The sequence below is a fragment of the Pseudomonas sp. GCEP-101 genome, from assembly GCF_025133575.1.
In the GTDB taxonomy this organism is placed as follows: domain Bacteria; phylum Pseudomonadota; class Gammaproteobacteria; order Pseudomonadales; family Pseudomonadaceae; genus Pseudomonas; species Pseudomonas nitroreducens_B.
Map to the genome: position 1 here is coordinate 1,028,878 of NZ_CP104011.1, position 25,783 is coordinate 1,054,660.

20 protein-coding genes are annotated in these 25,783 nt (G+C 66.8%); all 20 read left to right on the plus strand.

What is annotated here, in order from left to right; genetic code table 11:
* Window position 1: 1 nt before the first annotated feature.
* The 20 genes from N0B71_RS04790 (at window position 2) to N0B71_RS04885 (ending at window position 25,665) form a co-directional block, all read left to right on the plus strand.
* Window positions 2-1,561, plus strand: a complete 1,560-nt coding sequence (locus N0B71_RS04790; protein WP_259757562.1) for a DUF3426 domain-containing protein — start codon at window positions 2-4, stop codon at window positions 1,559-1,561.
* 221 nt (window positions 1,562-1,782) lie between these two features.
* A complete protein-coding gene (dusB, locus tag N0B71_RS04795; RefSeq protein ID WP_259757563.1) occupies window positions 1,783-2,790 on the plus strand; it encodes a tRNA dihydrouridine synthase DusB in 1,008 nt (335 codons plus the stop codon).
* Window positions 2,787-3,107 carry a DNA-binding transcriptional regulator Fis gene (fis, locus tag N0B71_RS04800; RefSeq protein ID WP_026078947.1) on the plus strand — a complete coding sequence of 107 codons (321 nt, stop codon included), beginning with the start codon at window positions 2,787-2,789 and terminating at the stop codon, window positions 3,105-3,107. The genes dusB and fis overlap by 4 nt, the downstream gene beginning before the upstream one ends.
* An 87-nt stretch (window positions 3,108-3,194) precedes the next feature.
* Window positions 3,195-4,802 (plus strand): bifunctional phosphoribosylaminoimidazolecarboxamide formyltransferase/IMP cyclohydrolase, encoded by a 1,608-nt coding sequence (gene purH / locus N0B71_RS04805; RefSeq protein WP_259757565.1) that lies wholly within the window; start codon window positions 3,195-3,197, stop codon window positions 4,800-4,802.
* Between the two features lie 235 nt (window positions 4,803-5,037).
* Window positions 5,038-6,327, plus strand: a complete 1,290-nt coding sequence (purD, locus tag N0B71_RS04810; RefSeq protein ID WP_259757566.1) for a phosphoribosylamine--glycine ligase — start codon at window positions 5,038-5,040, stop codon at window positions 6,325-6,327.
* Between the two features lie 288 nt (window positions 6,328-6,615).
* On the plus strand, window positions 6,616-7,344 hold the full coding sequence (locus N0B71_RS04815) for a glycosyltransferase family 2 protein (RefSeq protein WP_259757567.1): 729 nt from the start codon (window positions 6,616-6,618) through the stop codon (window positions 7,342-7,344).
* Window positions 7,345-7,486: 142 nt separating this feature from the next.
* Entirely contained in the window at window positions 7,487-10,342 is a 2,856-nt protein-coding gene (locus N0B71_RS04820; protein WP_259757568.1) for a hybrid sensor histidine kinase/response regulator, read from the plus strand.
* Window positions 10,343-10,915: 573 nt separating this feature from the next.
* Window positions 10,916-11,506: a MarC family protein gene (locus N0B71_RS04825; RefSeq protein WP_259757569.1), complete on the plus strand. Its 591-nt coding sequence runs from the start codon at window positions 10,916-10,918 to the stop codon at window positions 11,504-11,506.
* A 240-nt stretch (window positions 11,507-11,746) separates the two neighbouring features.
* The gene (gene urtA / locus N0B71_RS04830) at window positions 11,747-13,015 is read left to right on the plus strand and encodes an urea ABC transporter substrate-binding protein (RefSeq protein WP_259757570.1); all 1,269 of its coding nucleotides are present in this window, start codon (window positions 11,747-11,749) and stop codon (window positions 13,013-13,015) included.
* 185 nt (window positions 13,016-13,200) lie between these two features.
* Window positions 13,201-14,787 (plus strand): urea ABC transporter permease subunit UrtB, encoded by a 1,587-nt coding sequence (gene urtB / locus N0B71_RS04835; protein WP_259757571.1) that lies wholly within the window; start codon window positions 13,201-13,203, stop codon window positions 14,785-14,787.
* Window positions 14,788-14,911: 124 nt separating this feature from the next.
* Complete coding sequence (gene urtC / locus N0B71_RS04840) at window positions 14,912-15,991, plus strand: urea ABC transporter permease subunit UrtC (protein ID WP_259757572.1); 1,080 nt, start codon at window positions 14,912-14,914, stop codon at window positions 15,989-15,991.
* Window positions 15,988-16,842, plus strand: a complete 855-nt coding sequence (gene urtD, locus N0B71_RS04845; protein ID WP_259757573.1) for an urea ABC transporter ATP-binding protein UrtD — start codon at window positions 15,988-15,990, stop codon at window positions 16,840-16,842. The genes urtC and urtD overlap by 4 nt, the downstream gene beginning before the upstream one ends.
* Window positions 16,843-17,005: 163 nt before the next feature.
* Window positions 17,006-17,704, plus strand: a complete 699-nt coding sequence (urtE, locus tag N0B71_RS04850; protein ID WP_259757574.1) for an urea ABC transporter ATP-binding subunit UrtE — start codon at window positions 17,006-17,008, stop codon at window positions 17,702-17,704.
* Window positions 17,705-17,881: 177 nt separating this feature from the next.
* Complete coding sequence (locus tag N0B71_RS04855) at window positions 17,882-18,334, plus strand: GNAT family N-acetyltransferase (RefSeq protein WP_259757575.1); 453 nt, start codon at window positions 17,882-17,884, stop codon at window positions 18,332-18,334.
* Between the two features lie 278 nt (window positions 18,335-18,612).
* A complete protein-coding gene (locus tag N0B71_RS04860) occupies window positions 18,613-19,446 on the plus strand; it encodes an urease accessory protein UreD (protein ID WP_259757576.1) in 834 nt (277 codons plus the stop codon).
* Window position 19,447: 1 nt separating this feature from the next.
* Window positions 19,448-19,750, plus strand: coding sequence for an urease subunit gamma (ureA, locus tag N0B71_RS04865; protein ID WP_259757577.1), 303 nt, complete (start codon window positions 19,448-19,450; stop codon window positions 19,748-19,750).
* Between the two features lie 59 nt (window positions 19,751-19,809).
* Window positions 19,810-20,316, plus strand: coding sequence for a GNAT family N-acetyltransferase (locus N0B71_RS04870; RefSeq protein ID WP_259757578.1), 507 nt, complete (start codon window positions 19,810-19,812; stop codon window positions 20,314-20,316).
* Window positions 20,313-20,618 carry an urease subunit beta gene (locus tag N0B71_RS04875; protein ID WP_259757579.1) on the plus strand — a complete coding sequence of 102 codons (306 nt, stop codon included), beginning with the start codon at window positions 20,313-20,315 and terminating at the stop codon, window positions 20,616-20,618. The genes N0B71_RS04870 and N0B71_RS04875 overlap by 4 nt, the downstream gene beginning before the upstream one ends.
* Before the next feature lie 151 nt (window positions 20,619-20,769).
* The gene (gene ureC, locus N0B71_RS04880) at window positions 20,770-22,470 is read left to right on the plus strand and encodes an urease subunit alpha (protein WP_259757580.1); all 1,701 of its coding nucleotides are present in this window, start codon (window positions 20,770-20,772) and stop codon (window positions 22,468-22,470) included.
* Between the two features lie 453 nt (window positions 22,471-22,923).
* A complete protein-coding gene (locus N0B71_RS04885) occupies window positions 22,924-25,665 on the plus strand; it encodes an autotransporter outer membrane beta-barrel domain-containing protein (protein WP_259757581.1) in 2,742 nt (913 codons plus the stop codon).
* Window positions 25,666-25,783: the final 118 nt, after the last annotated feature.

Below are 25,783 nucleotides of genomic sequence, written 5' to 3' on the forward strand. Positions count from 1 at the left end.
CATGAGCGACAGCTTCATCACACAGTGCCCCCATTGCCAGACCCGTTTCCGCGTCAACGCGACGCAACTGGGTGCGGCCAGCGGTGCTGTGCGCTGCGGAACCTGCCTGAAGGTCTTCAACGCGCCGCAGAACCTGGTGGGCGAACCGCCCCTGGCGCCGGCATCGACGCCAGCACCGGCGGCGCAACCGCCGGCAGCAGCGCCCGCGGCGAAAGCCCCGGCGCCGGTCCCGCCGCCGGCCTTCACGCCCTTCACCCCGGAAAAGCCCGCAGCCCCCAGCGCTCCCGGCACCGCCACCCTCGGCTGGCCGCTGGCGCCCCATGCCGCGCGGCACTCCAGCGATGTGGCGGAAAAGCCCGCTGTGGCCGAGCCCAGGGTCGAAGCGCAACCCACGCCGCCGGCCGCCCCCGCGGCCAGCGTTGCGGCGAGCGCGGTGATCGCCCCGGCGGCCACCGTCAGCAGCGAGCCGGCCAAGCCTGTCGCCGCGCCGGCAAAAAAAGACGAGACGCTGTGGATCCACGACGATCTCGACCTGGACAGCCTCAACCTCGACGAGGAACTGGCCAAGCTCGATGAATTCGAGCTGACCCAGGAATTTCTCAGCATCGACAAGGCGCCGCGCCCCAGCGAGGCCCTGCAGAGCCGCCAGGAAGAGAAGCGCGACCCGCACGACGAGCGCTGGGCCGAAGCCCTGCTGGAAGAAGAGCAGAATGGCGCCAGCCGCGCGACCCGCCAGGAGCCCAGCTTCGGCCGGCTACCCGTCGAGGAGCCGGACGAGCCGCCCGCCAGCGCACGCCTGGTGGCCGACAAGGAGCCCGAGCCGGACGCGCACGAGCCCGATGACGAACCCCGCATCGACCCGGCGCCCCTGCGCGCCGAGACCGACGACGAACCGCTGCCCGCCTTCAGCGCCCGCCGCGATGACGACGAGCCCGACGCTGTCGACGAGCCGGACGACGAGCCGCCGCTGGCCGACGCGCGCGGCGACAGCCGCCGTGCCGAGCCGGGCCTGGGTACCGACGGCCTGCACGACCTGAGCGACGAACCCCTGCAACTGGACTGGCAGAAACCCAAGCGCCGCTGGGGCCGCCGCCTGTTCTGGCTGCTGCTGGTGCTGCTGGCCCTGGGCGGTCTCGCCGGCCAGTACATCGCCTATCACTTCGAGGAACTGGCCCGACAGGACCAGTACCGCCCCTGGTTCGCCCAGGTCTGCCCGGAGCTGGGTTGCACCCTGCCCTCCAAGGTCGACGTGGAACAGATCCGCAGCAGCAACCTGGTGGTGCGCAGCCACCCGGACTTCAGCGGCGCCCTGGTGGTGGACGCGATCATCTACAACCGCGCCAACTTCTCCCAGCCCTTCCCGCTGCTGGAGATGCGTTTCGCCGACCTCAACGGCCAGTTGATCGCCAGCCGCCGCTTCAAGCCCAGCGAGTACCTCTCCGGCGAACTGGCCGGGCAGAGCGAGATGCCGCCGCAGACGCCGATCCACATCTCCCTGGACATCCTCGACCCGGGCCCGAAGGCGGTGAACTACAGCCTGAGCTTCCACTCGCCGGAATGACCCGGCGGGTAGCTCAAAGCGCCTGAGCGCGCCAGTTCCGCTCGTCTTCCTACCTTGGGTGCTAAGCCCGCAGCTGTTCAGAATTTATCCAAAATCGCCTTTATCCGGTCATCGAGAGCGGGTATCATGCCCTCCCTTTTTTGCTAGCACCGGTGGCACGCCCCGAAACGCACCCGCGAGTCCGTAACGCGCGGCGCCTCGGTGTTTGTGCCCCATTGACCATGGAAAACCAGTCGGTGGTACGCATCGGCTCCTACACATTGCCCAACAGACTGATCCTGGCCCCGATGGCCGGCGTCACTGATCGTCCGTTCCGCCAGCTGTGCCGCCGCCTCGGCGCCGGCATGGTGGTCTCGGAAATGGTCACCAGCGACGTTCGCCTGTGGAACAGCCGCAAGTCGCGCCTGCGCCTGCAGCACGACCACGAGGACCAGCCGCGTTCGGTGCAGATCGCCGGCGGCGACCCGCAGATGCTCGCGGAGGCCGCGCGCTGCAATGTGGAGCTGGGCGCGCAGATCATCGACATCAACATGGGCTGCCCGGCAAAGAAGGTGTGCAACAAGGCCGCGGGTTCCGCGCTGATGAAAGATGAACGGCTGGTGGCCGACATCCTCGAGGCGGTGGTCGCGGCGGTAGAGGTTCCCGTCACCCTGAAGATTCGCACCGGTTGGGACCGGTCGAACAAGAACGGTGTGACGGTGGCGCGGATCGCCGAGCAGTCGGGCATCCAGGCGCTGGCGGTCCATGGCAGGACCCGTGCCGACCTCTACACCGGCGAGGCGGAGTACGAAACCATCGCGGCGATCAAGCAGGCGGTTTCGATTCCGGTCTTCGCCAACGGTGATATCGATTCGCCGCGCAAGGCACGGCAGGTGTTCGAGCAGACGGGCGTCGATGCCCTGCTGATCGGCCGCGCCGCCCAGGGCAGGCCCTGGATCTTCCGCGAGATCGATCATTACCTGAGCACCGGTGAGACCTTGCCGGCGCCGAGTCTGCACGAAGTGGAGAGCATCCTGCTCGAACACCTCGCTGCATTGCATGCGTTTTATGGGGAGGAAATGGGTGTGCGAATTGCCCGCAAGCATGTGGGCTGGTACCTCGCAACCCTACCGGGCGCGGCGGAGTTCCGCACCCAGTTCAATCGTTTGCAGGACACGGATGCACAAAGCGCCAGCGTCAGGCAGTTCTTCGCCGAGCGCCACAATAACGGAGAAGGGGTGGCCGCATGACAACGATGACCGAGACATTAGTGAGTGGAATGACACCCGTGAGCGACAACGCCAACCTTAAACAGCACCTGACCACTCCGACGCAGGAGGGTCAGACCCTCCGCGACAGCGTGGAAAAGGCACTGCACAACTATTTCGCCCATCTCGAAGGGCAGCCGGTCACGGACGTGTACAACATGGTGCTTTGCGAAGTCGAAGCGCCGCTGCTGGAAACCGTCATGAACTACGTGAAGGGTAACCAGACCAAAGCCTCCGAACTGCTGGGGCTGAACCGCGGGACCCTGCGCAAGAAACTCAAGCAGTACGATCTTCTCTGACTGGTGGCAGGCGTGGGCCCGCGACCGCAAGGTCAGCCGGGCCCACGCCTGACACGCGAAAAGCCCGAAGCCTTTGTGGAAGCCGTTATGACCGACCAAACCACCCGCCTGCCCGTCCGCCGTGCGCTGATCAGCGTTTCCGACAAGACCGGCGTCGTCGATTTCGCCCGTGAGCTGGCTGCCCTTGGCGTGGAGATCCTGTCCACCGGCGGCACCTACAAGCTGCTCAAGGACAACGCCATCGCCGCCGTGGAAGTGGCCGACTACACCGGCTTCCCGGAAATGATGGACGGCCGCGTGAAGACCCTGCACCCGAAGATCCACGGTGGCATCCTCGGCCGTCGCGACCTCGACGGCGCGGTGATGGAGCAGCACGGCATCAAGCCGATCGACCTGGTGGCGGTCAACCTGTACCCGTTCGAAGCGACCGTGGCCAAGCCCGACTGCGACCTGCCGACCGCCATCGAAAACATCGACATCGGCGGCCCGACCATGGTCCGCAGCGCGGCGAAGAACCACAAGGACGTCGCCATCGTGGTCAACGCCAGCGACTACGCCGGCATCGTCGGCGCGCTGAAGGCCGGCGGCCTGACCTACGCCCAGCGCTTCGACCTGGCCCTGAAAGCCTTCGAGCACACCTCGGCCTACGACGGCATGATCGCCAACTACCTGGGCACCATCGACCAGGCGCGCGACACCCTCTCCACCGAAGACCGCGGCGCCTTCCCGCGCACCTTCAACAGCCAGTTCATCAAGGCGCAGGAAATGCGCTACGGCGAGAACCCGCACCAGAGCGCGGCCTTCTATGTCGAGGCGAAGAAGGGCGAGGCCAGCGTCTCCACCGCCATCCAGCTGCAAGGCAAGGAACTGTCGTTCAACAACGTGGCCGACACCGACGCCGCGCTGGAGTGCGTGAAGAGCTTCGTCAAGCCGGCCTGCGTCATCGTCAAGCACGCCAACCCGTGCGGCGTGGCCGTGGTGCCGGAAAACGAAGGCGGCATCCGCAAGGCCTATGACCTGGCCTACGCCACCGACACCGAATCCGCCTTCGGCGGCATCATCGCCTTCAACCGCGAACTGGACGGCGACACCGCCCAGGCCATCGTCGAGCGCCAGTTTGTCGAAGTCATCATCGCCCCGAAAGTCTCCGAAGCCGCCCGCGCCGTGGTCGCTGCCAAGGCCAACGTGCGCCTGCTGGAGTGCGGCGAGTGGCCGGCCGAGCGTGCGCCGGGCTGGGACTTCAAGCGCGTCAACGGCGGACTGCTGGTGCAGAGCCGCGACATCGGCATGATCACCGCCGACGACCTGAAGATCGTCACCCAGCGCGCCCCGAGCGAACAGGAAATCCATGACCTGATCTTCGCCTGGAAAGTCGCCAAGTTCGTCAAGTCCAACGCCATCGTCTACGCCAAGAACCGCCAGACCGTCGGTGTCGGCGCCGGCCAGATGAGCCGCGTGAACTCCGCCCGCATCGCCGCCATCAAGGCCGAGCACGCCGGCCTGGAAGTCAAAGGCGCGGTCATGGCGTCCGACGCCTTCTTCCCGTTCCGCGACGGCATCGACAACGCTGCCAAGGCCGGTATCACCGCGGTGATCCAGCCGGGCGGCTCGATGCGCGACAACGAGGTGATTGCCGCAGCGGACGAAGCCGGCATTGCGATGGTGTTCACCGGTATGCGCCACTTCCGCCATTAAGGTGGATCGGACGCACTGAAGCAGGCATCTGCTGCGTTGCCCGAACGTTCCCCAATGCTCATTGCCAGTAGGCAACTCCGCTTGGTGAACGCTCGGGCGCCTTGCATCTACCCGCTTCATCGCGCCCCTTGAGATCGGTCGTGAAGAGCGGACTGGTCGTGAGAATTCGTAGGTTGGGTGGAGCGAAGCGATACCCGACAATCCGGCCAAGCCGGAACAGTTCAGGAGAACTCCAATGAACGTACTCATCATCGGCAGCGGCGGTCGCGAGCACGCGCTGGCCTGGAAGGTCGCGCAGGATTCGCGCGTGCAGAAGGTCTTCGTCGCGCCGGGCAACGCCGGCACCGCCACCGAAGCCAAGTGCGAGAACGTCGCCATTGACGTACTGGCCCTGGAAGAGCTGGCCGATTTCGCCGCGAAGAGCGTGCAGCTGACCATCGTCGGCCCCGAGGCGCCGCTGGTCAAAGGCGTGGTCGACCTGTTCCGCGCCCGTGGCCTGGACATCTTCGGCCCCACCGCCGGCGCCGCGCAGCTGGAGGGCTCCAAGGCCTTCACCAAGGACTTCCTGGCGCGCCACAAGATCCCCACCGCGGATTACCAGAACTTCACCGAGGTCGAGCCGGCCCTGGCCTACCTGCGCGAGAAGGGTGCGCCCATCGTGATCAAGGCCGACGGCCTGGCCGCGGGCAAGGGCGTGATCGTCGCCATGACCCTGGCCGAAGCCGAGGACGCCGTGCGCGACATGCTCGCCGGCAACGCCTTCGGTGACGCGGGTTCCCGCGTGGTGATCGAGGAGTTTCTCGACGGCGAGGAAGCCAGCTTCATCGTCATGGTCGACGGCCAGAACGTGCTGCCCATGGCCACCAGCCAGGACCACAAGCGCGTCGGCGACGGCGACAGCGGCCCGAACACCGGCGGCATGGGCGCGTACTCCCCGGCGCCGGTGGTCACCCCGGCCGTGCACCAGCGCGTGATGGACGAAGTGATTTACCCGACCGTGCGCGGCATGGCCGAGGAAGGCAACGTCTACACCGGCTTCCTCTACGCCGGCCTGATGATCGACAAGAGCGGCGCGCCGAAGGTCATCGAGTTCAACTGCCGCTTCGGCGACCCGGAAACCCAGCCGATCATGGTCCGCCTGGAGTCGTCCCTGGTCCTGCTGGTCGAGGCCGCCCTGGCCAAGGCGCTGGACAAGGTCGAAGCCACCTGGGACCCGCGCCCCACCGTGGGCGTGGTGATCGCCGCTGGCGGCTACCCGGGCGACTACGCCAAGGGTGACGTCATTGAGGGCCTGGACGACGCCGCCCAGCTCGACGGCAAGGTGTTCCACGCCGGCACCGCGCTGAAGGACGGCCAGATCGTCACCGCCGGCGGCCGCGTGCTGTGCGCCACCGCCATCGGCCCGACCGTCTCCTCGGCGCAGCAACAGGCGTACCGCCTGGCCGAGAAGATTCGCTGGAACGGCAGCTTCTACCGCACGGACATCGGCTACCGCGCCATCGCCCGCGAGCGCGGCGAAGGCTGATCCGCCAGGCAGCGGAGGTGTCCGGGTCGGACACCTCCCATCTGCCAGTCAGCATCTTCCGGGTTGGCGCCCAGCCACCGGAACCCTCGGTTATCCTCCGCCCCTCGTTCGCCATCCTGCGCCGCTTCCCGCCACGGATACCTTCGGGCTGCCGGCCGCCTCGCCGATTCGCTGCCTCCCGCCGTTGCCGCCAGGCACGCTGCTGTGTGGCCGCAGAGATTGGCAGCCGCGGCCCTTGGCGCTATACCGAGTTGGTCGGGCGTACCGACCGATCGCCGAGGAAACTCCATGCTGCTGCACCGCCTGAACAAACCCCTGGCCGAACTCAAGGTCGCCGTGGTCACTCCCACCTATGAGCGTGATCGCTTCCTCGGCCAGAGCCTGCGCTATTTCCGCGCCCAGCAGCACAGCTGCGCCGCGCTGCGCTGGTTCGTTCTCGACGACAGCGCCACGCGCAGCCAGCATGCGTTCTTCAACGACGCACCGGACCTGGAGTACCACTGGCTCGCCACGCGCACGCCGCTGGGCGAGAAGCGCAACAGGCTCAACCGCCTGGCCCAGGCCTGGGGCGCCGACATCATCTGCAGCATGGATGATGACGACTGGTACGGCCCCCGCTACGTGCAGGACATGACCGACCTGCTGCGAAGCAGCGACGCCTGCTTCGCAGGCTCGGGCGACGACTACTACTTCGACGCGCGCGGCCAGCGCGTGCTGTTCATCAACGCCGTTCGCGACCACATGAGCTGCAACGGCGTGCTCTGCTACAAGAGCTTCGTGCTCGGCGAGCGCGCCTACGACAGTGGGGCAGCGTCCGCGGAAGAGCCCGCCTTCATCCGCCGCGACAAGGTCCTGCAACACCCGGACGTGCGACGCATCCACCTGGCGCTCGCCTTCGAGCAGAACACCGTCAGCAAGCGCAATTACCTGCGCGACCCACGCTGCCGGACCGACCTGAGCCTGGACGACTTCCCCATGCAGGAAGCGGATCGGCAGTTCTACCGCAGCCTGGCATAGCGCGGCCAACCCGCGAATCCGACGGGTGGCGGCGTTCCCCGTCGGACGCCGCGTTGTGGCTGGTCCCAGCGGGTGCGGGTGGATTACGGCCGTCAGCACAGTTGGCTATAATCTGCCCACTCACTACCGAAGGGACTTCGCCGTGCGTCGGCTCTGGATTGCCATAGGACTCCTCGTCAGCCTTGTGCTGCTGTTGCCTGCGCTGGCCGCGTCGAGTAATGGCGATGCAACCCAGGCGGCGCAGTCCATTGTCCCGCGTACTACCTCGACGCCCCCGCCGACCGCGCAATGGAACGTTTTGCGCGACGAGAGCGCGCAACTGCAGATCGCCGACGTCCTGCAACGCAAACAGCAATTCTTCCCGCTCGACCGACACTCCTTCATCTACCCCGCCAGCGCCCAGGCCGTCTGGCTTCAGGTGCGCCTGCCGGCGCAGCAACGCCCCAGCTGGCTGTGGATCTTCGCCCCGCGGGTGCAGTACCTCGATTACTACCTGGTGCAGGACGGCCAGCTGCAAAAGCAGGTGCACACCGGCGAACTGCGGCCGTTCCAGGAACGCCCGCTGCCCTCGCGCTCGTACCTCTTCGCGCTGCCCACCGACGGCCAGCCGATGACGCTGTACGTGCGGATGACCTCCAACCACCCGCTGATGGCCTGGTTCGAGCAGATCGACGACGCCGGCCTGGTGGCGCTGGAGCGCCCGGCGTACATCTTCGGCATGCTCCTGGGCGCCATGCTCCTGCTGATGCTCTACAACCTCACCCGCTTCGCCTACATGCGCGGCACCAGCAGCCTGTGGCTGGCGGCGATGCATGGATCGCTGGCGCTATGCGCCGCGGCCAACCTGGGGCTGGTGGCCTTCGCGCTGCCCTGGCTGACGTTCAACCAGTCGCTGGTGGCCGACCTGGGCGCACTCGGCGCCGCCGTCTGCCTGCTGGGGTTTGCCGCCAGCTTCTTCCGCGGCACCGTGGACAGCCCGCTCAATCGCCTGCTGCAGGCCGAAGGGCTGGTGATCCTGCTGATCGGCATGCTCATCGCCTTCACCCAGGTGTTCTGGTTCAGCTGGCTAGTCTATCTGCTGGTGATCCTCTGCTCGCTCAGCGTGCCGCTGGTGGCCGCCTGGCACTGGTACCACGGGTACCGCCCGGCGCGCCTGGTCACCCTGGGCATGCTGGTGTTCAACGGTGGCTTCCTGGTGTTCCTGCCCGTGCTGTTCGGCACCCATCAACTGGAACCGGGCTGGCTGGTACTGGGCGTGTTCAGCTTCGCCACCCTCGCCGGCTTCATCCTCAGCGTGTCGCTCACCGAGCGCCAGCGACTGTTGCAGCAGCTCAACCTGCAGCAGCGCACCAGCGAGGCGGCTCACGCAGCGGAGCTGCAGGCCAAGGGCGACTTCCTGGCAAAGATCAGCCACGAGATCCGCACGCCCATGAACGGCGTGCTGGGCATGACCGAGCTGCTGCTCGGCACGCCGCTGTCGGCCAAGCAGCGCGACTACGTGCAGACCATCCACAGCGCGGGCAACGAGCTGCTCGCGCTGATCAACGAGATTCTCGACATCTCCAAGCTGGAGTCCGGGCAGATCGAGCTGGACGAGGTGCAATTCGACCTCGGCGCGCTGATCGAGGACTGCCTGGCGATCTTCCGCGCCAAGGCCGAGCAGCAGAAGGTCGAGCTGATCAGCTTCACCCAGCCGCAAGTGCCGCGCATCATCAGCGGCGACCCGACGCGCCTGCGCCAGGCCGTGCTGAGCCTGCTGGACAACGCCTTCAAGCAGACCGACGAGGGCGAGATCCTGCTCGTCGTCGCCCTCGATGGCCCACCGGACCGCCCGCGCCTGCGCATCGCCGTGCAGGACAGCGGCCGCCCGCTGGACAGTGCCGACCGCCAGGCGCTGCTGACCGCCGAGCTGCACAGCCGCGACTTCCTCTCCGCCACGCGCATGAGCAGCCGCCTCGGCCTGATCATCGCGCGCCAGCTGGTCCGCCTGATGTCCGGGGAGTTTGGAATAGAGAGCGGCATCGAGAGCGGCCACAGCGCCGAAGGCGCTGGCAACCTGCTGTGGCTCAGCCTGCCGCTGGACCCTCAACAGATCGACCAGGGCGGCGCCGACCTCGACGGCCCGCTGCAGGGCGCACGCCTGCTGGTGGTGGACGACAACCAGACCTGCCGCAAGGTGGTGGTGCAGCAGTGCAGCGCCTGGGGCATGAACGTCAGCGCGGTATCCTCGGGCAAGGAAGCGCTGGCCCAGCTGCGCACCAAGGCGCACCTGCGCGAGTACTTCGACGTGGTCCTGCTGGACCAGGACATGCCCGGCATGACCGGCATGCAACTGGCGACCAAGATCCAGGAAGACCCCAACCTCAACCACGACATCCTGCTGATCATGCTCACCGGCATCAGCAACGCGCCGAGCAAGATCATCGCGCGCAACGCCGGCATCAAGCGCATTCTCGCCAAGCCGGTGGCCGGCTACACGCTCAAGGCGACCCTCGCCGAGGAGCTCTCGCAGCGCGGCCCGAGCGGCGTGAGCAACTACCTCGCGCCGGCCAGCGAGCCGGTGTCCAACGTGCCGCCGACCGACTTCCGCATCCTCGTCGCCGAGGACAACAGCATCTCCACCAAGGTCATCCGCGGCATGCTCAGCAAGCTCAACCTGCAGCCCGATACGGCGAGCAACGGCGAGGAAGCCCTGGCCGCGATGAAAACCACGCAGTACGACCTGGTGCTGATGGACTGCGAGATGCCGGTGCTCGACGGCTTCTCCGCCACCGAGCGCCTGCGCGCCTGGGAAGCCAGCGAGCAGCGCCCGCACACCCCGGTGGTGGCGCTCACTGCGCACATCCTCAGCGAACACAAGGAGCGCGCGCGGCTGGTCGGCATGGATGGCCACATGGCCAAGCCGGTGGAGCTGTCGCAACTGCGCGAGCTGGTGGCCTACTGGGTCGGCGAGCGCGACCGCCGCCTGCGCCAGCAGAGCGACGCCCTTCCCTCCTGATCTCGCCGGCGAGCGTAGGAGCCGACTTCGTCCGCGATAGGTCGTCAGCCATGCCGCGACATCACGGATAATCTGTAGGAGCGCCCCGTGGGCGCCATCGCGGGCATGGCCCGCTCCTACCCGAAATATCGTGCCAGAGCCTACCCTCTCCCCCGCCCTGGCTGCGCGCCCCGCTCCGAAGGGAGAGGGAGCTGCTCGTGCCGGCTGACGCCATGGATACATCCTGCGCCGACCGGTCCCCTCTCCCTTCAGGGAGAGGGTTAGGGAGAGGGAAAATCCCACGCACAAACTTTCTGAGAAAGGCAGTTGCTCCTACAGGTCAGCTCCGGCGCGCTGCGAAATCGATCGCGGACTTAACAGGCTGCAGGCCTGCTTTCGTAGGAGCGAGCTTGCTCGCGAACCCACCTCTACAGCGGGGATCGTTCGCGAGCAAGCTCGCTCCTACAGGCACCGCCCTGCGCAGGGAAGCTATGTGATAGACCGAGCGGCATTTGCCCCGCCGCAATGCCACCCGCCGCCCCAACCGCTATGCTGTGCCCTGCCGCGCCCTCTCAACCCGGACGAGTCGTACCCATGCAAGTGATGTTCAGCGTTTACCTGAAGATGCTGGTGCTCTACAGCCCCTTCTTCGTGCTCTCCTGCTTCATCAGCCTGAACCGCGGCTTCGCGCCGCGCGATCGCAAGCGCATGGCTTGGCGCGTGGCCCTGGCGGCGCTGATCGCCAGCGTGCTGCTGTACCTGTTCGGGCGCTACATCTTCACCCTGTTCGGCATCACCGCCGACGCCTTCCGCATCGGTGCGGGTTCGGTCCTGTTCATCTCCGCCCTGGGCATGGCCCAGGGGCGCTCGGCAGTGCAGGCGGACAACGTGCAGCAGGACGTCACCATCGTCCCGCTGACCATCCCCATCACCGTCGGCCCCGGCACCATCGGTGCACTGCTGGTGATGGGCGTGAACCAGGACTGGGAGCACAAGCTGTCGGCCCTGGCGGCGATCTTCCTCGCCTGCCTGACGGTGGGCGGCACGCTGTACCTGTCCGACAAGATCGAGAAAGTCCTCGGCGAGCAGGGCCTGATGATCGTCAGCCGCCTGATGGGGCTGTTCGTCTGCGCCCTCGCCGCGCAAATCATCATGACCGGCGTGCGCGGCTACTTCATTCCGTAGCCACGCGCACCTTTGGGGAGCATCGCGCAGCAAAGGGCGTTCGACGCACCAAAGCTGCGCACTGAAAAACCTCACCATCACGACAGAAAATCGCGTGCAGCCCATCTGCGCCAAGGCTTTTGCCTGTTTGGCACGGATGCTGCGATGGCAGCTGCGACCCGACCGAGGGTCGCCCCATTTCCGGGGACGCTGCCGCACCGGCAACGCCCCGCCCCCCCGATAGCCAAGGAGGCTGCCGCGATGAAACGTCGTCCGCTGTTGAAAAGTACGCTGGCCATGAGCGCCCTGCTGCTCACCGGTCTGTTCCCGTTCAGCTCCCAGGCCGCCGAGACCATCAAGGTCGGCATCCTGCATTCGCTGTCCGGCACCATGGCGATCTCCGAGACCTCGCTCAAGGACATGGCGCTGATGACCATCGACGAGATCAATGCCAAGGGCGGCGTCAACGGCAAGAAGCTCGAAGCGGTGGTAGTGGACCCGGCCTCCAACTGGCCGCTGTTCGCCGAGAAGGCGCGCCAGCTGCTGACCCAGGACAAGGTCGCGGTGGTCTTCGGTTGCTGGACCAGCGTGTCGCGCAAATCGGTGCTGCCGGTGTTCGAGGAGCTCAACGGCCTGCTGTTCTATCCGGTGCAGTACGAGGGCGAAGAGATGTCGCCCAACGTCTTCTACACCGGCGCGGCGCCGAACCAGCAGGCCATCCCGGCGGTGGAATACCTGATGAGCGAGGACGGCGGTGCGGCCAAGCGCTTCTTCCTGCTGGGCACCGACTACGTCTACCCGCGCACCACCAACAAGATCCTGCGCGCCTTCCTGCACAGCAAGGGCGTGGCCGACAAGGACATCCAGGAGGTCTACACGCCGTTCGGCCATAGCGACTACCAGACCATCGTCGCCGACATCAAGAAGTTCTCCGCCGGCGGCAAGACCGCGGTGATCTCCACCGTCAACGGCGACTCCAACGTACCGTTCTACAAGGAGCTGGCCAACCAGGGCCTGGAAGCCACCGAAGTGCCGGTGGTGGCCTTCTCCGTCGGCGAGGAAGAACTGCGCGGCATCGACACCAAGCCGCTGGTGGGCAACCTGGCCGCGTGGAACTACTTCGAGTCGGTGAAGAACCCGGAAAACACCAAATTCGTCGCCGACTGGAAGGCCTACGCCAAGGCCAAGAACCTGCCCAACTACAGCACCGCCGTGACCAACGACCCGATGGAGGCCACCTACGTCGGCATCCACATGTGGGCGCAGGCCGTGCAGAAAGCCGGCAGCACCGATGTCGACAAGGTGCGCGAGGCCATGGGCGGGCAGACCTTCAAGGCGCCGTCGGGCTTCACCCTGACCATGGACAAGACCAACCACCACCTGCACAAGCCGGTGATGATCGGCGAGATCGAGGACAACGGTCAGTTCAACGTGGTCTGGAAGACCCCAGAACCGATCCGCGCCCAGCCGTGGAGCCCGTTCATTCCGGGCAACGACAAGAAGCCGGATTACGCGGTGCGCAGCAACTGAGTACCCGTCTGTAAAGCCCCTCTCCCCAGCCCTCTCCCTGAAGGGAGAGGGAGCCGTTCGGCGCGTAACCGATGGCACGGCGCAATCGACCACTCCCGAGGTCGGCTGAACGTCCCCTCTCCCTTCAGGGAGAGGGACAGGGAGAGGGCAAACCGCCCCACACGGCTGCCCAGGGAACTCCGAAGATGCCCACTGCCCTGCTCCACCTGCTCCGCTTCTGCGCCCTGACGCTGGCCGCGCTGCTGCCGCAGCTCGCCTTCGCCAGCGCCGCGCAGGACTTCGCCAGCGCGGACAACGACGCCCGCGCCCAACTGCTCGAACAATGGGCCGCCGCCCCCGATGCCGACCGCCTGCCGCTGCTGGAAGCCATCCAGTCCGGGCGGCTGGCCGTCGATGCGCAGAACCGCGCCTTTCTCATGGGTGACGACGGCCAATACCACCCCGCCGAGGGCGGCGCTCCGGCAGTCGGCGAGCCCGACAAGCTGCGCCTGAACAACCGCCTGCGCGGCCTGGTGAACACCGCCATGGCCAGCCACCAGCTCGTCGCCGACAGCGCAGGCGTGCGCCTGGACGCCGCGCGGCAGCTGCAGAAGAGCGCCCGTCCGGCGCAACGCACGCTGCTCGAATACCGCCTCAACGAAGAGTCCGACGACGCCGTCAGGGCCGCGCTGCAACTGGCCCTGGCCAACCTGCAGCTGGCCGATCCCGCGCCGGCGGTGCGCCTCTCCGCCGTGCGCCTGCTGGGCGAGTCCGGCGATCCGCAGGCGCGCACCCGCCTGGAAAACCTGCTCGACCCCGCCGTCGAACCCGACGACTCGGTGCGCACCGCCGCCGCCACCAGCCTCGGCCAGGTCAAGCGCCGGCTGCTGATGGGCGACCTGTTCGGCCAGGCCTTCAGTGGCCTGTCGCTGGGCTCGATCCTGCTGCTCGCCGCCCTGGGCCTGGCGATCACCTATGGCCTGCTCGGGGTGATCAACATGGCCCACGGCGAGATGCTGATGCTCGGCGCCTATTCCACCTACGTGGTGCAGTTGCTCTGCCAGCGTTACGCGCCTGGAGTGCTGGAGTTATACCCGCTGCTCGCCCTGCCGGTGGCCTTCCTCGTCACCGCGTGCATCGGCATGGCGCTGGAGCGTACGGTGATTCGCCACCTCTACGGCCGCCCGCTGGAAACCCTGCTCGCCACCTGGGGCATCAGCCTGGTGCTGATCCAACTGGTGCGCGTGCTGTTCGGCGCGCAGAACGTCGAGGTGGCCAACCCGGCGTGGCTGTCCGGCGGCATCCAGGTGCTGCCCAACCTCGTGCTGCCGTGGAACCGCATCGTCATCATCGGCTTCGCGCTGTTCGTGCTGGCGCTCACCTGGCTGCTGCTCAACCGCACGCGGCTGGGGCTGAACGTCCGCGCCGTCACCCAGAACCGCAACATGGCCGCCTGCTGCGGCGTGCCCACCGGCCGCGTGGACATGCTCGCCTTCGGCCTCGGATCGGGCATCGCCGGCCTGGGCGGCGTGGCGCTGTCGCAGGTCGGCAACGTCGGCCCGGACCTGGGCCAGAGCTACATCATCGACTCCTTCCTGGTGGTGGTGCTGGGCGGCGTCGGCCAGCTCGCCGGCAGCGTCTTCGCCGCGTTCGGCCTGGGCGTGGCGAACAAGATCCTCGAACCACAGATCGGCGCGGTGCTGGGCAAGATCCTGATCCTCGCGCTGATCATCCTGTTCATCCAGAAACGTCCGCAGGGGCTCTTCGCTCTGAAAGGGAGGGTCATCGATTGATGAAAACGCCCCGCTTCGATCCGACTGCCTCTGGTAGGAGCGAGCTTGCTCGCGAACCCGCCCAGCTCCGGCGCCGCCGGAAAATCTGTTCGCGAGCAAGCTCGCTCCTACAGGGTGCCCAACGATGAACCAGCCACTCACCGTGACGGCCGCGCAGAAGGCCGGCCCGAAACTCACCGCCGGCATCGTCGGCGCCGCGCTCATCGCGCTGCTGATCCTGCCGCTGCTGCACCTGTTGCCAGAGGGCCACGCGCTGCACCTCTCCGCCTACGGGCTGACGCTCACCGGCAAGATCCTCTGCTACGCCATCGTCGCGCTGGCGCTGGACCTGGTCTGGGGCTACGCCGGCCTGCTGTCGCTGGGCCACGGGCTGTTCTTCGCCCTGGGCGGCTACGCCATGGGCATGTACCTGATGCGCGAAGCGGCCGGCGACCAGTTGCCCGCGTTCATGACCTTCCTGTCCTGGACGGAGCTGCCCTGGTACTGGGCCGGCACCCAGCACTTCCTCTGGGCCCTGTGCCTGGTGGTGCTGGCGCCCGGCCTGCTGGCGCTGGTGTTCGGCTTCTTCGCCTTCCGCTCGCGGATCAAGGGCGTGTACTTCTCGATCATGACCCAGGCGCTGACCTTCGCCGGCATGCTGCTGTTCTTCCGCAACGAGACGGGCTTCGGCGGCAACAACGGCTTCACCAACTTCCGCAGCATCCTGGGCTTTTCCATCACCGCACCGGGCACCCGCGCAGCGCTGTTCATCGCCATCGTCCTGCTGCTGGCGGCGAGCCTGGCCATCGGCTTCGCCCTGGCGCGCAGCAAGTTCGGCCGCGTGCTCACCGCCCTGCGCGACGCGGAGAACCGCCTGATGTTCTGCGGCTACGACCCGCGCGGCTACAAGCTCTTCGTCTGGACCCTGAGCGCGGTGCTCTGCGGCCTGGCCGGCGCGCTGTTCGTGCCGCTGGTGGGCATCATCAACCCCAGCGAGATGTCGCCGACCAACTCCATCGAGGCCGCCGTCTGGGTTGCCCTCGGCGGGCGCGGCACGCTGATCGGCCCGCTGCTGGGCGCGGGCGTGGTGAACGGCGCGAAGAGCTGGTTCACCGTGGCCTTCCCCGAGTACTGGCTGTTCTTCCTCGGCGCGCTGTTCATCGTCGTCACCCTGTATCTGCCGCGCGGCATCTTGGGCCTTATCAAGCGGGAGAAAGAACAATGAGAGCGGTCCCCCACCTGATGCTGGAACCGGCCTACGATCCCAACCGCGACCCCGGCGCCAGCCGCGATGCCATCGGCATCGGTGCAAGCAGCCGAGGCCAACTGGACGTGCGCCACGGCACCATCCTCACCCTGGAAGACATCAACGTCAGCTTCGACGGCTTCCGCGCCCTGCGCGACCTCACGCTGTACATCGGCGTCGGCGAGCTGCGCTGCATCATCGGCCCCAACGGCGCGGGCAAGACCACGCTGATGGACGTGATCACCGGAAAGACCCGCCCCGACAGCGGCAAGGCCTTCTTCGGCGAGACCCTCGACCTCACCCGCATGAGCGAGGTGGAGATCGCCCAGGCCGGCATCGGCCGCAAGTTCCAGAAGCCCACGGTGTTCGAGGCGCTATCGGTGTTCGAGAACCTGGAGCTTGCGCAGAAGACCAACAAGTCGGTGTGGGTGAGCCTGCGGGCGAAGCTCTCCGGCGAGCAGAAGGACCGCATCGAGGACGTGCTCGGCACCATCCGCCTGCGCGAGTCACGCAACCGCCCCGCAGGGCTGCTCTCCCACGGACAGAAGCAGTTCCTGGAGATCGGCATGCTGCTGGTGCAGGAGCCGCAACTGTTGCTGCTGGACGAGCCGGTGGCGGGCATGACCGACGCCGAGACCGAGTTCACCGCCGAGTTGTTCAAGTCCCTCGCCGGCCAGCATTCGCTGATGGTGGTGGAGCACGACATGGGCTTCGTCGGCAGCATCGCCGACCACGTCAGCGTGCTGCACCAGGGCCACGTACTGGCCGAGGGTTCGCTGGAAGACGTACAGGCGAACGAGCAGGTGATCGAGGTTTACCTGGGGCGCTGACGTTCACTCCACAGCATGGGTATCGCTGCGCTCCACCCATCCTACGCACGCATCTCGCCGGGTGGCACAGCGTAGGTTGGTGTGGAGCGAAGCGATACCCAACAGCTCTCGATGCAGGGCAGCCATACACGAATCATCAAGACTCTCCACAAGGGCAACTCCCATGCTGCAAGTAGACAAACTGCACCAGTACTACGGCGGCAGCCACATCCTGCGTGGCTTGTCGTTCGACGCGAAGATCGGCGAGGTCACCTGCCTGCTCGGGCGCAACGGCGTGGGCAAGACCACCCTGCTGCGCTGCCTGATGGGCCTGGTGCCGGCCAAGGAAGGCAAGGTCAGCTGGGAGGGCAAGCCGATCACCGGCTTCAAGCCGCATCAGCGCGTGCATGCCGGCATCGCCTACGTGCCCCAGGGGCGGGAAATCTTCCCGCGCCTGACGGTGGAGGAAAACCTGCTGATGGGCCTGTCGCGCTTCGGCGCTGGCGAAGCCAAGGTCGTCCCCGAATTCATCTACGAGTTGTTCCCGGTGCTGCGCGAGATGAAGCAGCGCCGCGGCGGCGACCTGTCCGGTGGCCAGCAGCAACAGCTCGCCATCGGCCGCGCGCTGGCCAGCCGGCCGCGCCTGCTGATCCTCGACGAGCCCACCGAAGGCATCCAGCCCTCGGTGATCAAGGAGATCGGCGCGGTCATCCGCACGCTCGCCGAGCGCGGCGACATGGCCATCCTGCTGGTGGAGCAGTTCTACGATTTCGCCGCGGAACTGGCCGACCAGTACCTGGTGATGTCCCGGGGGGAGATCGTCCAGCAGGGGCGTGGCGCGGATATGGAAAGCGACGGCGTGCGCGGTTTGGTGACCATCTGAGCCCACCTGTCGGCGGGTTCGCGAGCAAGCTCGCTCCTACAGGTCGGCCTGCGTGCTATGTGTAGGAGCGAGCTTGCTCGCGAACCACGGCCCTATCGTGAGACGACCTGTCACTGGCGAAGGAAGGCAGTGGATGGCAAGCTGCCAGGCCCCGACCTGTTTTTTCTGGAGCCTGCCATGCCGATCACCCTGCGCCCCGCCGTCAACGACGACGCCGGATTCGCCGCGGTCTGCGTGGCGGCGGCCTATGCCCAGTGGATTCCCAAGCTTGGCCGCAAGCCGGGGCCGATGTTGGATGACTACCACGCGGTGATCGCCGAAGACCGTGTGCTGATCGCCGAACAGGACGGCGCGCCGGTCGGCCTGCTGGTGATGCGCGAGACCGACGAGGGCTTCCTGCTCGACAACATCGCCGTGCTCCCCGAATGCGCAGGGCAAGGCATCGGCCGCGAGTTGCTGGTGCACGCCGAGACAGCCGCCGCGCAGCTGGGCTACCCGTCGCTGTACCTCTACACCAACGAGCGCATGGTGGAGAACATCGAGCTGTACGCCAGGAATGGCTACCAGGAATACGCGCGCCGGCTGGAGAACGGCTTCCGCCGCGTGTACATGCGCAAGCAGCTGGGCTGATTGATTGCGCGGCCTGGCGGCCCCTTGTAGGAGCGCGCCATGCGCGCGATCGCGGGCATGGCCCGCTCCTACAGGCAAACGCCGCACCAATGCGGTGCGCCAAATGCGATGATGCACCGCAACCGCGCCCATACCTGACCGATTGGACAAACCCTTGCATCGGTTCGAAACGCCGGCCCGCGCGGCCTTCAGCGCGAACGCAAGGCATCGCGCACTATCCTGGCGCACCCGGCACGCGGATTGCTCTGTCACGAGCATCCCTGGATTCGCAGCTGCCCATGAACGCACCGGCCACTCTCTTCCACCCCGCCTGGCACGCCGAGCTGGAGCTGGCTTACGCCCGCCTCGGCGACACCACGCGGCCGGTTACCCGGCGCCATCTCGGGCCGCTGCGGGTGCAGAAGCACCTCTACGCAGAAGGGCCGCAGGTCTGCCAGCACATCGTGGTGCACCCGCCCGGCGGCATTGCCGGCGGCGACACCCTGAAGCTGGACATCCACGCCGGCGATGAAAGCTGGGCGCAACTCACCAGCCCGGGTGCAGCCAAGTGGTACCGCGCCAGTTGCGCGGCGACGCAGCACCTGGACATCCGCGTCGCCCCCGGCGCCACGCTGGAATGGCTGCCGCAGGAAACCATCGTCTACTCTGGCGCGCAGACCGAACTGACCACCCGCATCGACCTGGAAGCGGATGCCCGGCTGTTCTACTGGGACGTGGTCGCCCTTGGGCGACCGGCCAGTGGCGAGCGTTTCGACGACGGTTACTTCGCCGCCGCCCTGGATATCCGCCGCGACGGCCAGCGCCTGTGGCACGAACGCCAGCGCGTGGCCGGCAACGACCGCCTGCTCGACTCTCCCATCGGCCTGGCCAGTCACCCGGTAATGGCGACGCTGATTGCCAGCGGGCAGATCGAGGCGGCGCTGCTCGACGCCTGCCGCGCCATTCCCTGCCAGGGCCGCGGCAACCTCACGCAACTGCCCGGCCTGGTCATCGCCCGCTGCCTGGCCCATGAGGCGCTGCACGCCCGCGCCTGGCTCATCGAACTCTGGCGCCGGCTGCGGCCCGCGCTGCTCGGCCGCGAGGCCGTTCCTCCCCGAATCTGGAGCACCTGAGATGGACCTGACGCCCCGTGAAAAAGACAAGCTGCTGATCTTCACCGCCGGCCTGGTCGCCGAGCGCCGCCTCGCCCGCGGGGTGAAGCTCAACTACCCCGAAGCCGTGGCGCTGATCTCCGCCGCACTGCTGGAAGGGGCGCGCGACGGCCAGACGGTCGCCGAGCTGATGCACTACGGCACCACGCTGCTGAGCCGCGAACAGGTGATGGAAGGCGTACCGGAAATGATCCCGGAGATTCAGGTGGAAGCCACCTTCCCGGACGGTACCAAACTGGTCACCGTGCACCAGCCCATCGCTTGACGCACCAATCGGCGAATAACGCGCTCCGCTGTATTCGCCCTCCGAAAGAAGGACCCGACATGCTCATCCGCGACGCCAGCCAAGCCGACCTCGGCAGTCTGCGCGACATCTACAACGACGCCGTGGTCAACACCACGGCGATCTGGAACGAGGTCGCCATCGACCTGGAGAACCGCCGCGCGTGGCTTGCGCTGCGCGCGCAGCAGGGCTTCCCGGTGCTGGTGGCCGAAGAGGCCGGCGAGGTCGTGGGCTACGCCAGCTATGGCCCGTGGCGCGCCTTCGACGGCTTCCGCGAGACGGTGGAGCACTCGGTCTACGTACGCGCCGACCAGCGCGGCAAGGGCCTCGGCCCGCTGCTGATGCAGGCGCTGATCGAGCGCGCCCGCGCCCAGGGCCTGCACGTGATGGTCGCCGCCATCGAAAGCAGCAATACGGCGTCGATCCGCCTGCACGACCGCCTGGGTTTCGTCACCACCGGGCAGATGCCACAGGTGGGCCAGAAGTTCGGCCGCTGGCTGGACCTGACCTTCATGCAACTGATCCTCGACCCACGGAGCGTCCCATGATCCCTGGCGAATACGACATCCAGCCCGGCGACATCGAACTCAACGCCGGCCGCCGCACCCTCGCCCTGACGGTGGCCAACAGTGGCGACCGCCCCATCCAGGTCGGCTCGCACTACCACTTCTTCGAAACCAACGACGCGCTGCTGTTCGACCGCGACGCGGCGCGCGGCATGCGCCTGAACATCCCGGCGGGCACTGCGGTGCGCTTCGAGCCCGGGCAGAGCCGCGAGGTCGAGCTGGTCGAGCTGGCCGGCGAGCGCAAGGTGTATGGATTTGCAGGACGGGTGATGGGCGAGCTCTAGGAGCCCCTCACCCCAGCCCTCTCCCATGGGGAGAGGGAGAAAAGCAGCCCGTTGCAGCGGGACGAATCAGCGCGCCGATCAGCCCCCTCTCCCTCCGGGAGAGGGTTGGGGTGAGGGCAGGAACCAGCGCACGGACAGCCCAGGAGGCGCCATGAAAATCAGCAGACAAGCCTACGCCGACATGTTCGGCCCCACCGTCGGCGACCGCGTGCGCCTGGCCGATACCGGCCTGTGGATCGAAGTGGAGCAGGACTTCACCGTCTACGGCGAGGAAGTGAAGTTCGGCGGCGGCAAGGTCATCCGCGACGGCATGGGCCAGGGCCAGCTGTGCGCCGCGCAGGTCGTCGACACGGTGATCACCAACGCGCTGATCCTCGATCACTGGGGCATCGTCAAGGCCGACGTCGGCCTCAAGCACGGCCGCATCACCGCCATCGGCAAGGCCGGCAACCCGGACATCCAGCCCGGGGTGACCATCGCCCTGGGTGCCAGCACCGAAGTGATCGCCGGCGAAGGCATGATCCTCACCGCCGGCGGCATCGACACGCACATCCACTTCATCTGCCCGCAGCAGATCGAAGAAGCACTGATGAGCGGGGTCACCACCATGATCGGCGGCGGTACCGGGCCGGCCACCGGGACCAAGGCCACCACCTGCACCTCCGGCCCGTGGCACATGGCGCGCATGCTCCAGGCCGCCGACGCCTTCCCGATGAACATCGGCTTCACCGGCAAGGGCAACGCCAGCCTGCCGCTGCCGCTGGAAGAACAGGTGCGCGCCGGCGCCATCGGCCTGAAGCTGCACGAGGACTGGGGCACCACCCCGGCGGCCATCGACAACTGCCTCTCGGTGGCCGACCGCCTCGACGTGCAGGTGGCGATCCACACCGACACGCTGAACGAGTCCGGCTTCGTCGAAACCACCCTGGCCGCATTCAAGGGCCGCACCATCCACACCTACCACACCGAAGGCGCCGGCGGCGGCCACGCACCGGACATCATCAAGGCCTGCGGCTTCGCCAACGTGCTGCCCAGCTCGACCAACCCGACCCGTCCCTTCACCCGCAACACCATCGACGAACACCTGGACATGCTCATGGTCTGCCACCACCTGGACCCGAGCATCGCCGAGGACGTGGCCTTCGCCGAATCGCGCATTCGCCGCGAGACCATTGCCGCCGAGGACATCCTCCACGACCTCGGCGCCTTCAGCATGATCAGCTCCGACAGCCAGGCCATGGGCCGCGTCGGCGAAGTCATCACACGCACCTGGCAGACTGCCGACAAGATGAAGCAGCAGCGCGGCGCACTGGACGGCGACGGCCCGCGCAACGACAACTTCCGCGCCAAGCGCTACATCGCCAAGTACACCATCAACCCGGCGATCACCCACGGCGTGGCCCATGAAGTGGGCAGCATCGAAGTGGGCAAACTGGCCGACCTGGTGCTGTGGCGCCCGGCCTTCTTCGGCGTGAAGCCGAGCCTGATACTCAAGGGCGGCGCCATTGCCGCAAGCCTGATGGGCGACGCCAACGCCTCGATCCCGACACCGCAACCGGTGCACTACCGGCCGATGTTCGCAAGCTTTGCCGGCAGCCGCCACGCCACCAGCCTGACCTTCCTCAGCCAGGCCGCGTTCGACGCAGGCGTGCACCACGAGCTGGGCCTGCGCAAGGCCATCGGCGTGGTGAAGGGCTGCCGCAGCGTGCAGAAGACCGACCTGATCCACAACGCCTACCTGCCGCACATCGAGGTCGATGCGCAGAACTACCAGGTGCGCGCGGACGGCCAGTTGCTCTGGTGCGAGCCGGCGAACGTGCTGCCGATGGCGCAGCGGTACTTCCTCTTCTGACTCGCCGCGCGCTGGCTGGCCGGCTTCGCGTGCGGCCGGCCAGGCAGCGGAAAACGGGGTTCGCAGCGGCGACCGTTTCCGCTGACGTGATCATGTCCCATACCTGAGGCCAGACCCACTTGGCCGGATCGGTGCGCAATGCCCGGTCCGGGGTTTGCCCTTGTCATAAATCAAGCTTTTCCCCATCCCCCGCCCCGCCGCCGGCCGATTGAGATTCGTCTTATTCGGCAACCTGAACGAGCGCTGAACAATGTGCCCACTGATCCGCCAGAGCCCTTACCGGCCGCGGGTCCGGCGTGGCGCAAACGCTCGCGGCCACGCCTCCCCAAAAACCTCCAGCGACAGCAGGACCCCGATCCGGAAACGCTCCGATCTCCCGCCAGGACAGGCTCACACAGGCGCTGGACATCCGCCCCGCTTCGCCCACCGGCGACGGGTGCAAGGAGGTTTGCAATGCGCTTCAAGAAGACTCTGCTGGCAGCTCATATCGCTTTGGCCAGCGCCATGCTCGCCCATGCTGGCAGCGCCCAGGCAATGGGCAGTTGCTCAGTCGACGGCACGACTCTCAACTGCACGACCAGCCTCTACTGGGCCCCCAGTGATCCGTCGGCATTCGAGAAGGTGGTGATCGATACCACGGGCGAAGATCAGTCTTTCACCCCGACCGGCTTCGGCATCTACGGCAACAGTTCGAAGTACACGCTCAAGGACGTTTCGATCACCACGGCCTCCAGCAAGTCGGACGCCATCCAGGCAAACAATGGTGGCAGCAAGATCATCATCGAGAAGCTGCACATTGTCACCAAGGGCAGTTCAGCCGATGGCATCAACGTGACCGAGAACTCGCTCAACTCCGAGGTCCGCGTCGGCGACGGCGCCAGCATTACCGCCGAGGGATCGGGCATGGGCGTGCGTGCCAATACGTCGAAACACGGCGGCAAGAACCTCATCGAACTCGGCGCAGGCGCGCAGATCACCACCAACGGCGCCGGCGGCAATTCGCTGGATGGCACGGGATACGCGGTCTATGCAGGCAACCGCTCGCTTTACGCCAATACCTATTCGGGAGATGCCGAAGTTATCCTTGGCGACGGCAGCATGATCGTCTCCAAAGGCAACGCGGCTCACGCCGTGTACGCCAACCGTGGCGGGGTCATCCGTCTCGGCGATACCAGCATTACTACCGAAAAGACCAACGCTTACGGCATCTATGCGCAGACGGCAGCCGACAAGAATGGCGATCGCGGCGGTCAGGTCTATCTGGGCGGCGACACCCGCATCACAGTGGCCGACGGCACTCGGGCGATCTATGCCTCCGGCGCAGACTCGCTGGTACGCTCAGAAGCCGCCTCCGTGTACTACCTGGACAGCAGCGCCGGGCAGGACGCGCAGAATCGCAAGGGCATGGCGCTGTATGCCGACAAGACTGGCGTCATCGACCTGAAAATGGCCGCCGGCTCCTACCTCAACGGCACCACCAGCACCGCCACCGACGGGGTGATCGACCTGGCCATGGACGGGGCCACCAGCCAATGGGTGATGACCGGCAACTCCAACCTCTCCAACCTCTCGCTCACCGATGGCGCGCGACTGATCTACGACCGCCACGACGAACACGGCGACTACGTCTACAAGACCCTGACAGTGGATGGCGACTTCACTGGCGGCGGCCATCTGGTGATGAACACCTACCTGGGCGACGACAACTCCGAGACCGACAAGCTGGCCGTCACCGGCAGCACCTCGGGCGAGACGCTGGTCACCGTCAACAACACCGGCGGGCCCGGCGCACTGACCCTGGAAGGCATCGAGATGATCACCGTCGGCGGCACCTCCGCCGGTGAGTTCACCTCCAGCCGGGTGACCGAAGGTGGTTACGAGTACATGCTCCGCCGTGGCGGCAGCTTCGTCGGCTCAACCGGCGCGGACAGCAACTGGTACCTGACCTCGTACAAGCCCACCGAACCGGAGCCGGAAGACCCCGATCCGGTAGATCCGGGTCCTGAAGATCCGGGCCCGGTCGATCCAGGCCCCGAAGATCCGGGTCCTGTCGATCCGGGTCCCGAAGATCCCGGCCCTGTCGACCCAGGCCCCGAAGACCCGGGCCCTGTCGATCCGGGTCCGGAGGATCCCGGCCCTGTCGACCCCGGCCCCGAAGAGCCCGGCCCGGTCGATCCAGGCCCCACCGACCCGGTCCCGGAGAAGCCGACCCCCAGCGACAAGGACCGTGTGCGCCAGCCCGAAGGCGGCAGCTACACCGCCAACCTCGCGGCGGCCAACACGATGTTCCTGCATCGCCTGCATGACCGCACCGGCAACCTGACCTATGTCGATCCGGACACCGGCAAGCAGGTCACCTCGATGCTCTGGATGCGCAACGTCGACGGCTCCAGCCGCTGGGAAGACAGCACCGGGCAGTTGAAGACCGAGTCCAACCGCTACGTGCTGCAACTGGGCAGCGACCTGTACCGCAAGCAGACCGACAACGGCGACTGGGTCGTCGGCGTGATGGCCGGCTACGCCAACGGCAACTCGACCACGAAGTCGCGCATCACCGGCTACCGCTCGCGCGGCGAGATCGATGGCTACAGCCTGGGCGTCTATGGCACCTGGTACGAGAACAAGGACGACGAGAACGGCGCCTACGTCGACAGCTGGGTGTTGTGGAACGACTTCGACGCCGAGGTACGCGGCGAGCAGCTGGCCAAGGAAAAATACGACGCCAAGGGCATCACCGCCTCCATCGAAGCCGGCAAGACCTTCGAAGTGGCCAGGACCGACAGCGCCAGCTACTACGTGCAGCCGCAGGCGCAGGTGGTGTACATGGGCGTGAAGGCCGACAGCCACCGCGAGGCCAACGGCACCAAGGTCACCGGCAAGGGCGACGGCAACCTCATGACCCGCCTGGGCGCCCGCGCCGCCGTGCGCAGCAACCAGGAAGGCGGCTTCGCCAACACCTATGGGGTCGAGCCCTACCTGGAGACCAACTGGATCCACAACTCCAAGGACTTCGGCGCGAAGATGGGCAGCACCTCGTTCGAAATGGACGGCGCGAGCGACATCTTCGAAGTGAAGCTCGGTGCCACCAGCAAGGTGAACAGCCGGGTCAATGTCTGGGGTGAAGTGGGCAAGCAGTACGGCGACAACGGCTACCGCGACCAGGCGGTAACGCTGGGGCTGAAGGTCAACTTCTGACCCTGCCGTGAACCCGGGCCGCCGCAGGCAACTGCGGCGGCTTTTTTCTGCGGACGATTCCCGTGCGAGCGCGCCATGGGCCAGACGGCCCCGCCCGTACCACAAGGAGACGCTGGCG

Excerpts from the sequence above, each read along its gene's own strand:
- N0B71_RS04790 (WP_259757562.1), top strand. The coding sequence starts at position 2 with ATGAGCGACAGCTTCATCACACAGTGCCCCCATTGCCAGACCCGTTTC.
- dusB (WP_259757563.1), top strand. The coding sequence starts at position 1,783 with ATGGAAAACCAGTCGGTGGTACGCATCGGCTCCTACACATTGCCCAAC.
- fis (WP_026078947.1), top strand. The coding sequence starts at position 2,787 with ATGACAACGATGACCGAGACATTAGTGAGTGGAATGACACCCGTGAGC.
- purH (WP_259757565.1), top strand. The coding sequence starts at position 3,195 with ATGACCGACCAAACCACCCGCCTGCCCGTCCGCCGTGCGCTGATCAGC.
- purD (WP_259757566.1), top strand. The coding sequence starts at position 5,038 with ATGAACGTACTCATCATCGGCAGCGGCGGTCGCGAGCACGCGCTGGCC.
- N0B71_RS04815 (WP_259757567.1), top strand. The coding sequence starts at position 6,616 with ATGCTGCTGCACCGCCTGAACAAACCCCTGGCCGAACTCAAGGTCGCC.
- N0B71_RS04825 (WP_259757569.1), top strand. The coding sequence starts at position 10,916 with ATGCAAGTGATGTTCAGCGTTTACCTGAAGATGCTGGTGCTCTACAGC.
- urtA (WP_259757570.1), top strand. The coding sequence starts at position 11,747 with ATGAAACGTCGTCCGCTGTTGAAAAGTACGCTGGCCATGAGCGCCCTG.
- urtB (WP_259757571.1), top strand. The coding sequence starts at position 13,201 with ATGCCCACTGCCCTGCTCCACCTGCTCCGCTTCTGCGCCCTGACGCTG.
- urtC (WP_259757572.1), top strand. The coding sequence starts at position 14,912 with ATGAACCAGCCACTCACCGTGACGGCCGCGCAGAAGGCCGGCCCGAAA.
- urtD (WP_259757573.1), top strand. The coding sequence starts at position 15,988 with ATGAGAGCGGTCCCCCACCTGATGCTGGAACCGGCCTACGATCCCAAC.
- urtE (WP_259757574.1), top strand. The coding sequence starts at position 17,006 with ATGCTGCAAGTAGACAAACTGCACCAGTACTACGGCGGCAGCCACATC.
- N0B71_RS04855 (WP_259757575.1), top strand. The coding sequence starts at position 17,882 with ATGCCGATCACCCTGCGCCCCGCCGTCAACGACGACGCCGGATTCGCC.
- N0B71_RS04860 (WP_259757576.1), top strand. The coding sequence starts at position 18,613 with ATGAACGCACCGGCCACTCTCTTCCACCCCGCCTGGCACGCCGAGCTG.
- ureA (WP_259757577.1), top strand. The coding sequence starts at position 19,448 with ATGGACCTGACGCCCCGTGAAAAAGACAAGCTGCTGATCTTCACCGCC.
- N0B71_RS04870 (WP_259757578.1), top strand. The coding sequence starts at position 19,810 with ATGCTCATCCGCGACGCCAGCCAAGCCGACCTCGGCAGTCTGCGCGAC.
- N0B71_RS04875 (WP_259757579.1), top strand. The coding sequence starts at position 20,313 with ATGATCCCTGGCGAATACGACATCCAGCCCGGCGACATCGAACTCAAC.
- ureC (WP_259757580.1), top strand. The coding sequence starts at position 20,770 with ATGAAAATCAGCAGACAAGCCTACGCCGACATGTTCGGCCCCACCGTC.
- N0B71_RS04885 (WP_259757581.1), top strand. The coding sequence starts at position 22,924 with ATGCGCTTCAAGAAGACTCTGCTGGCAGCTCATATCGCTTTGGCCAGC.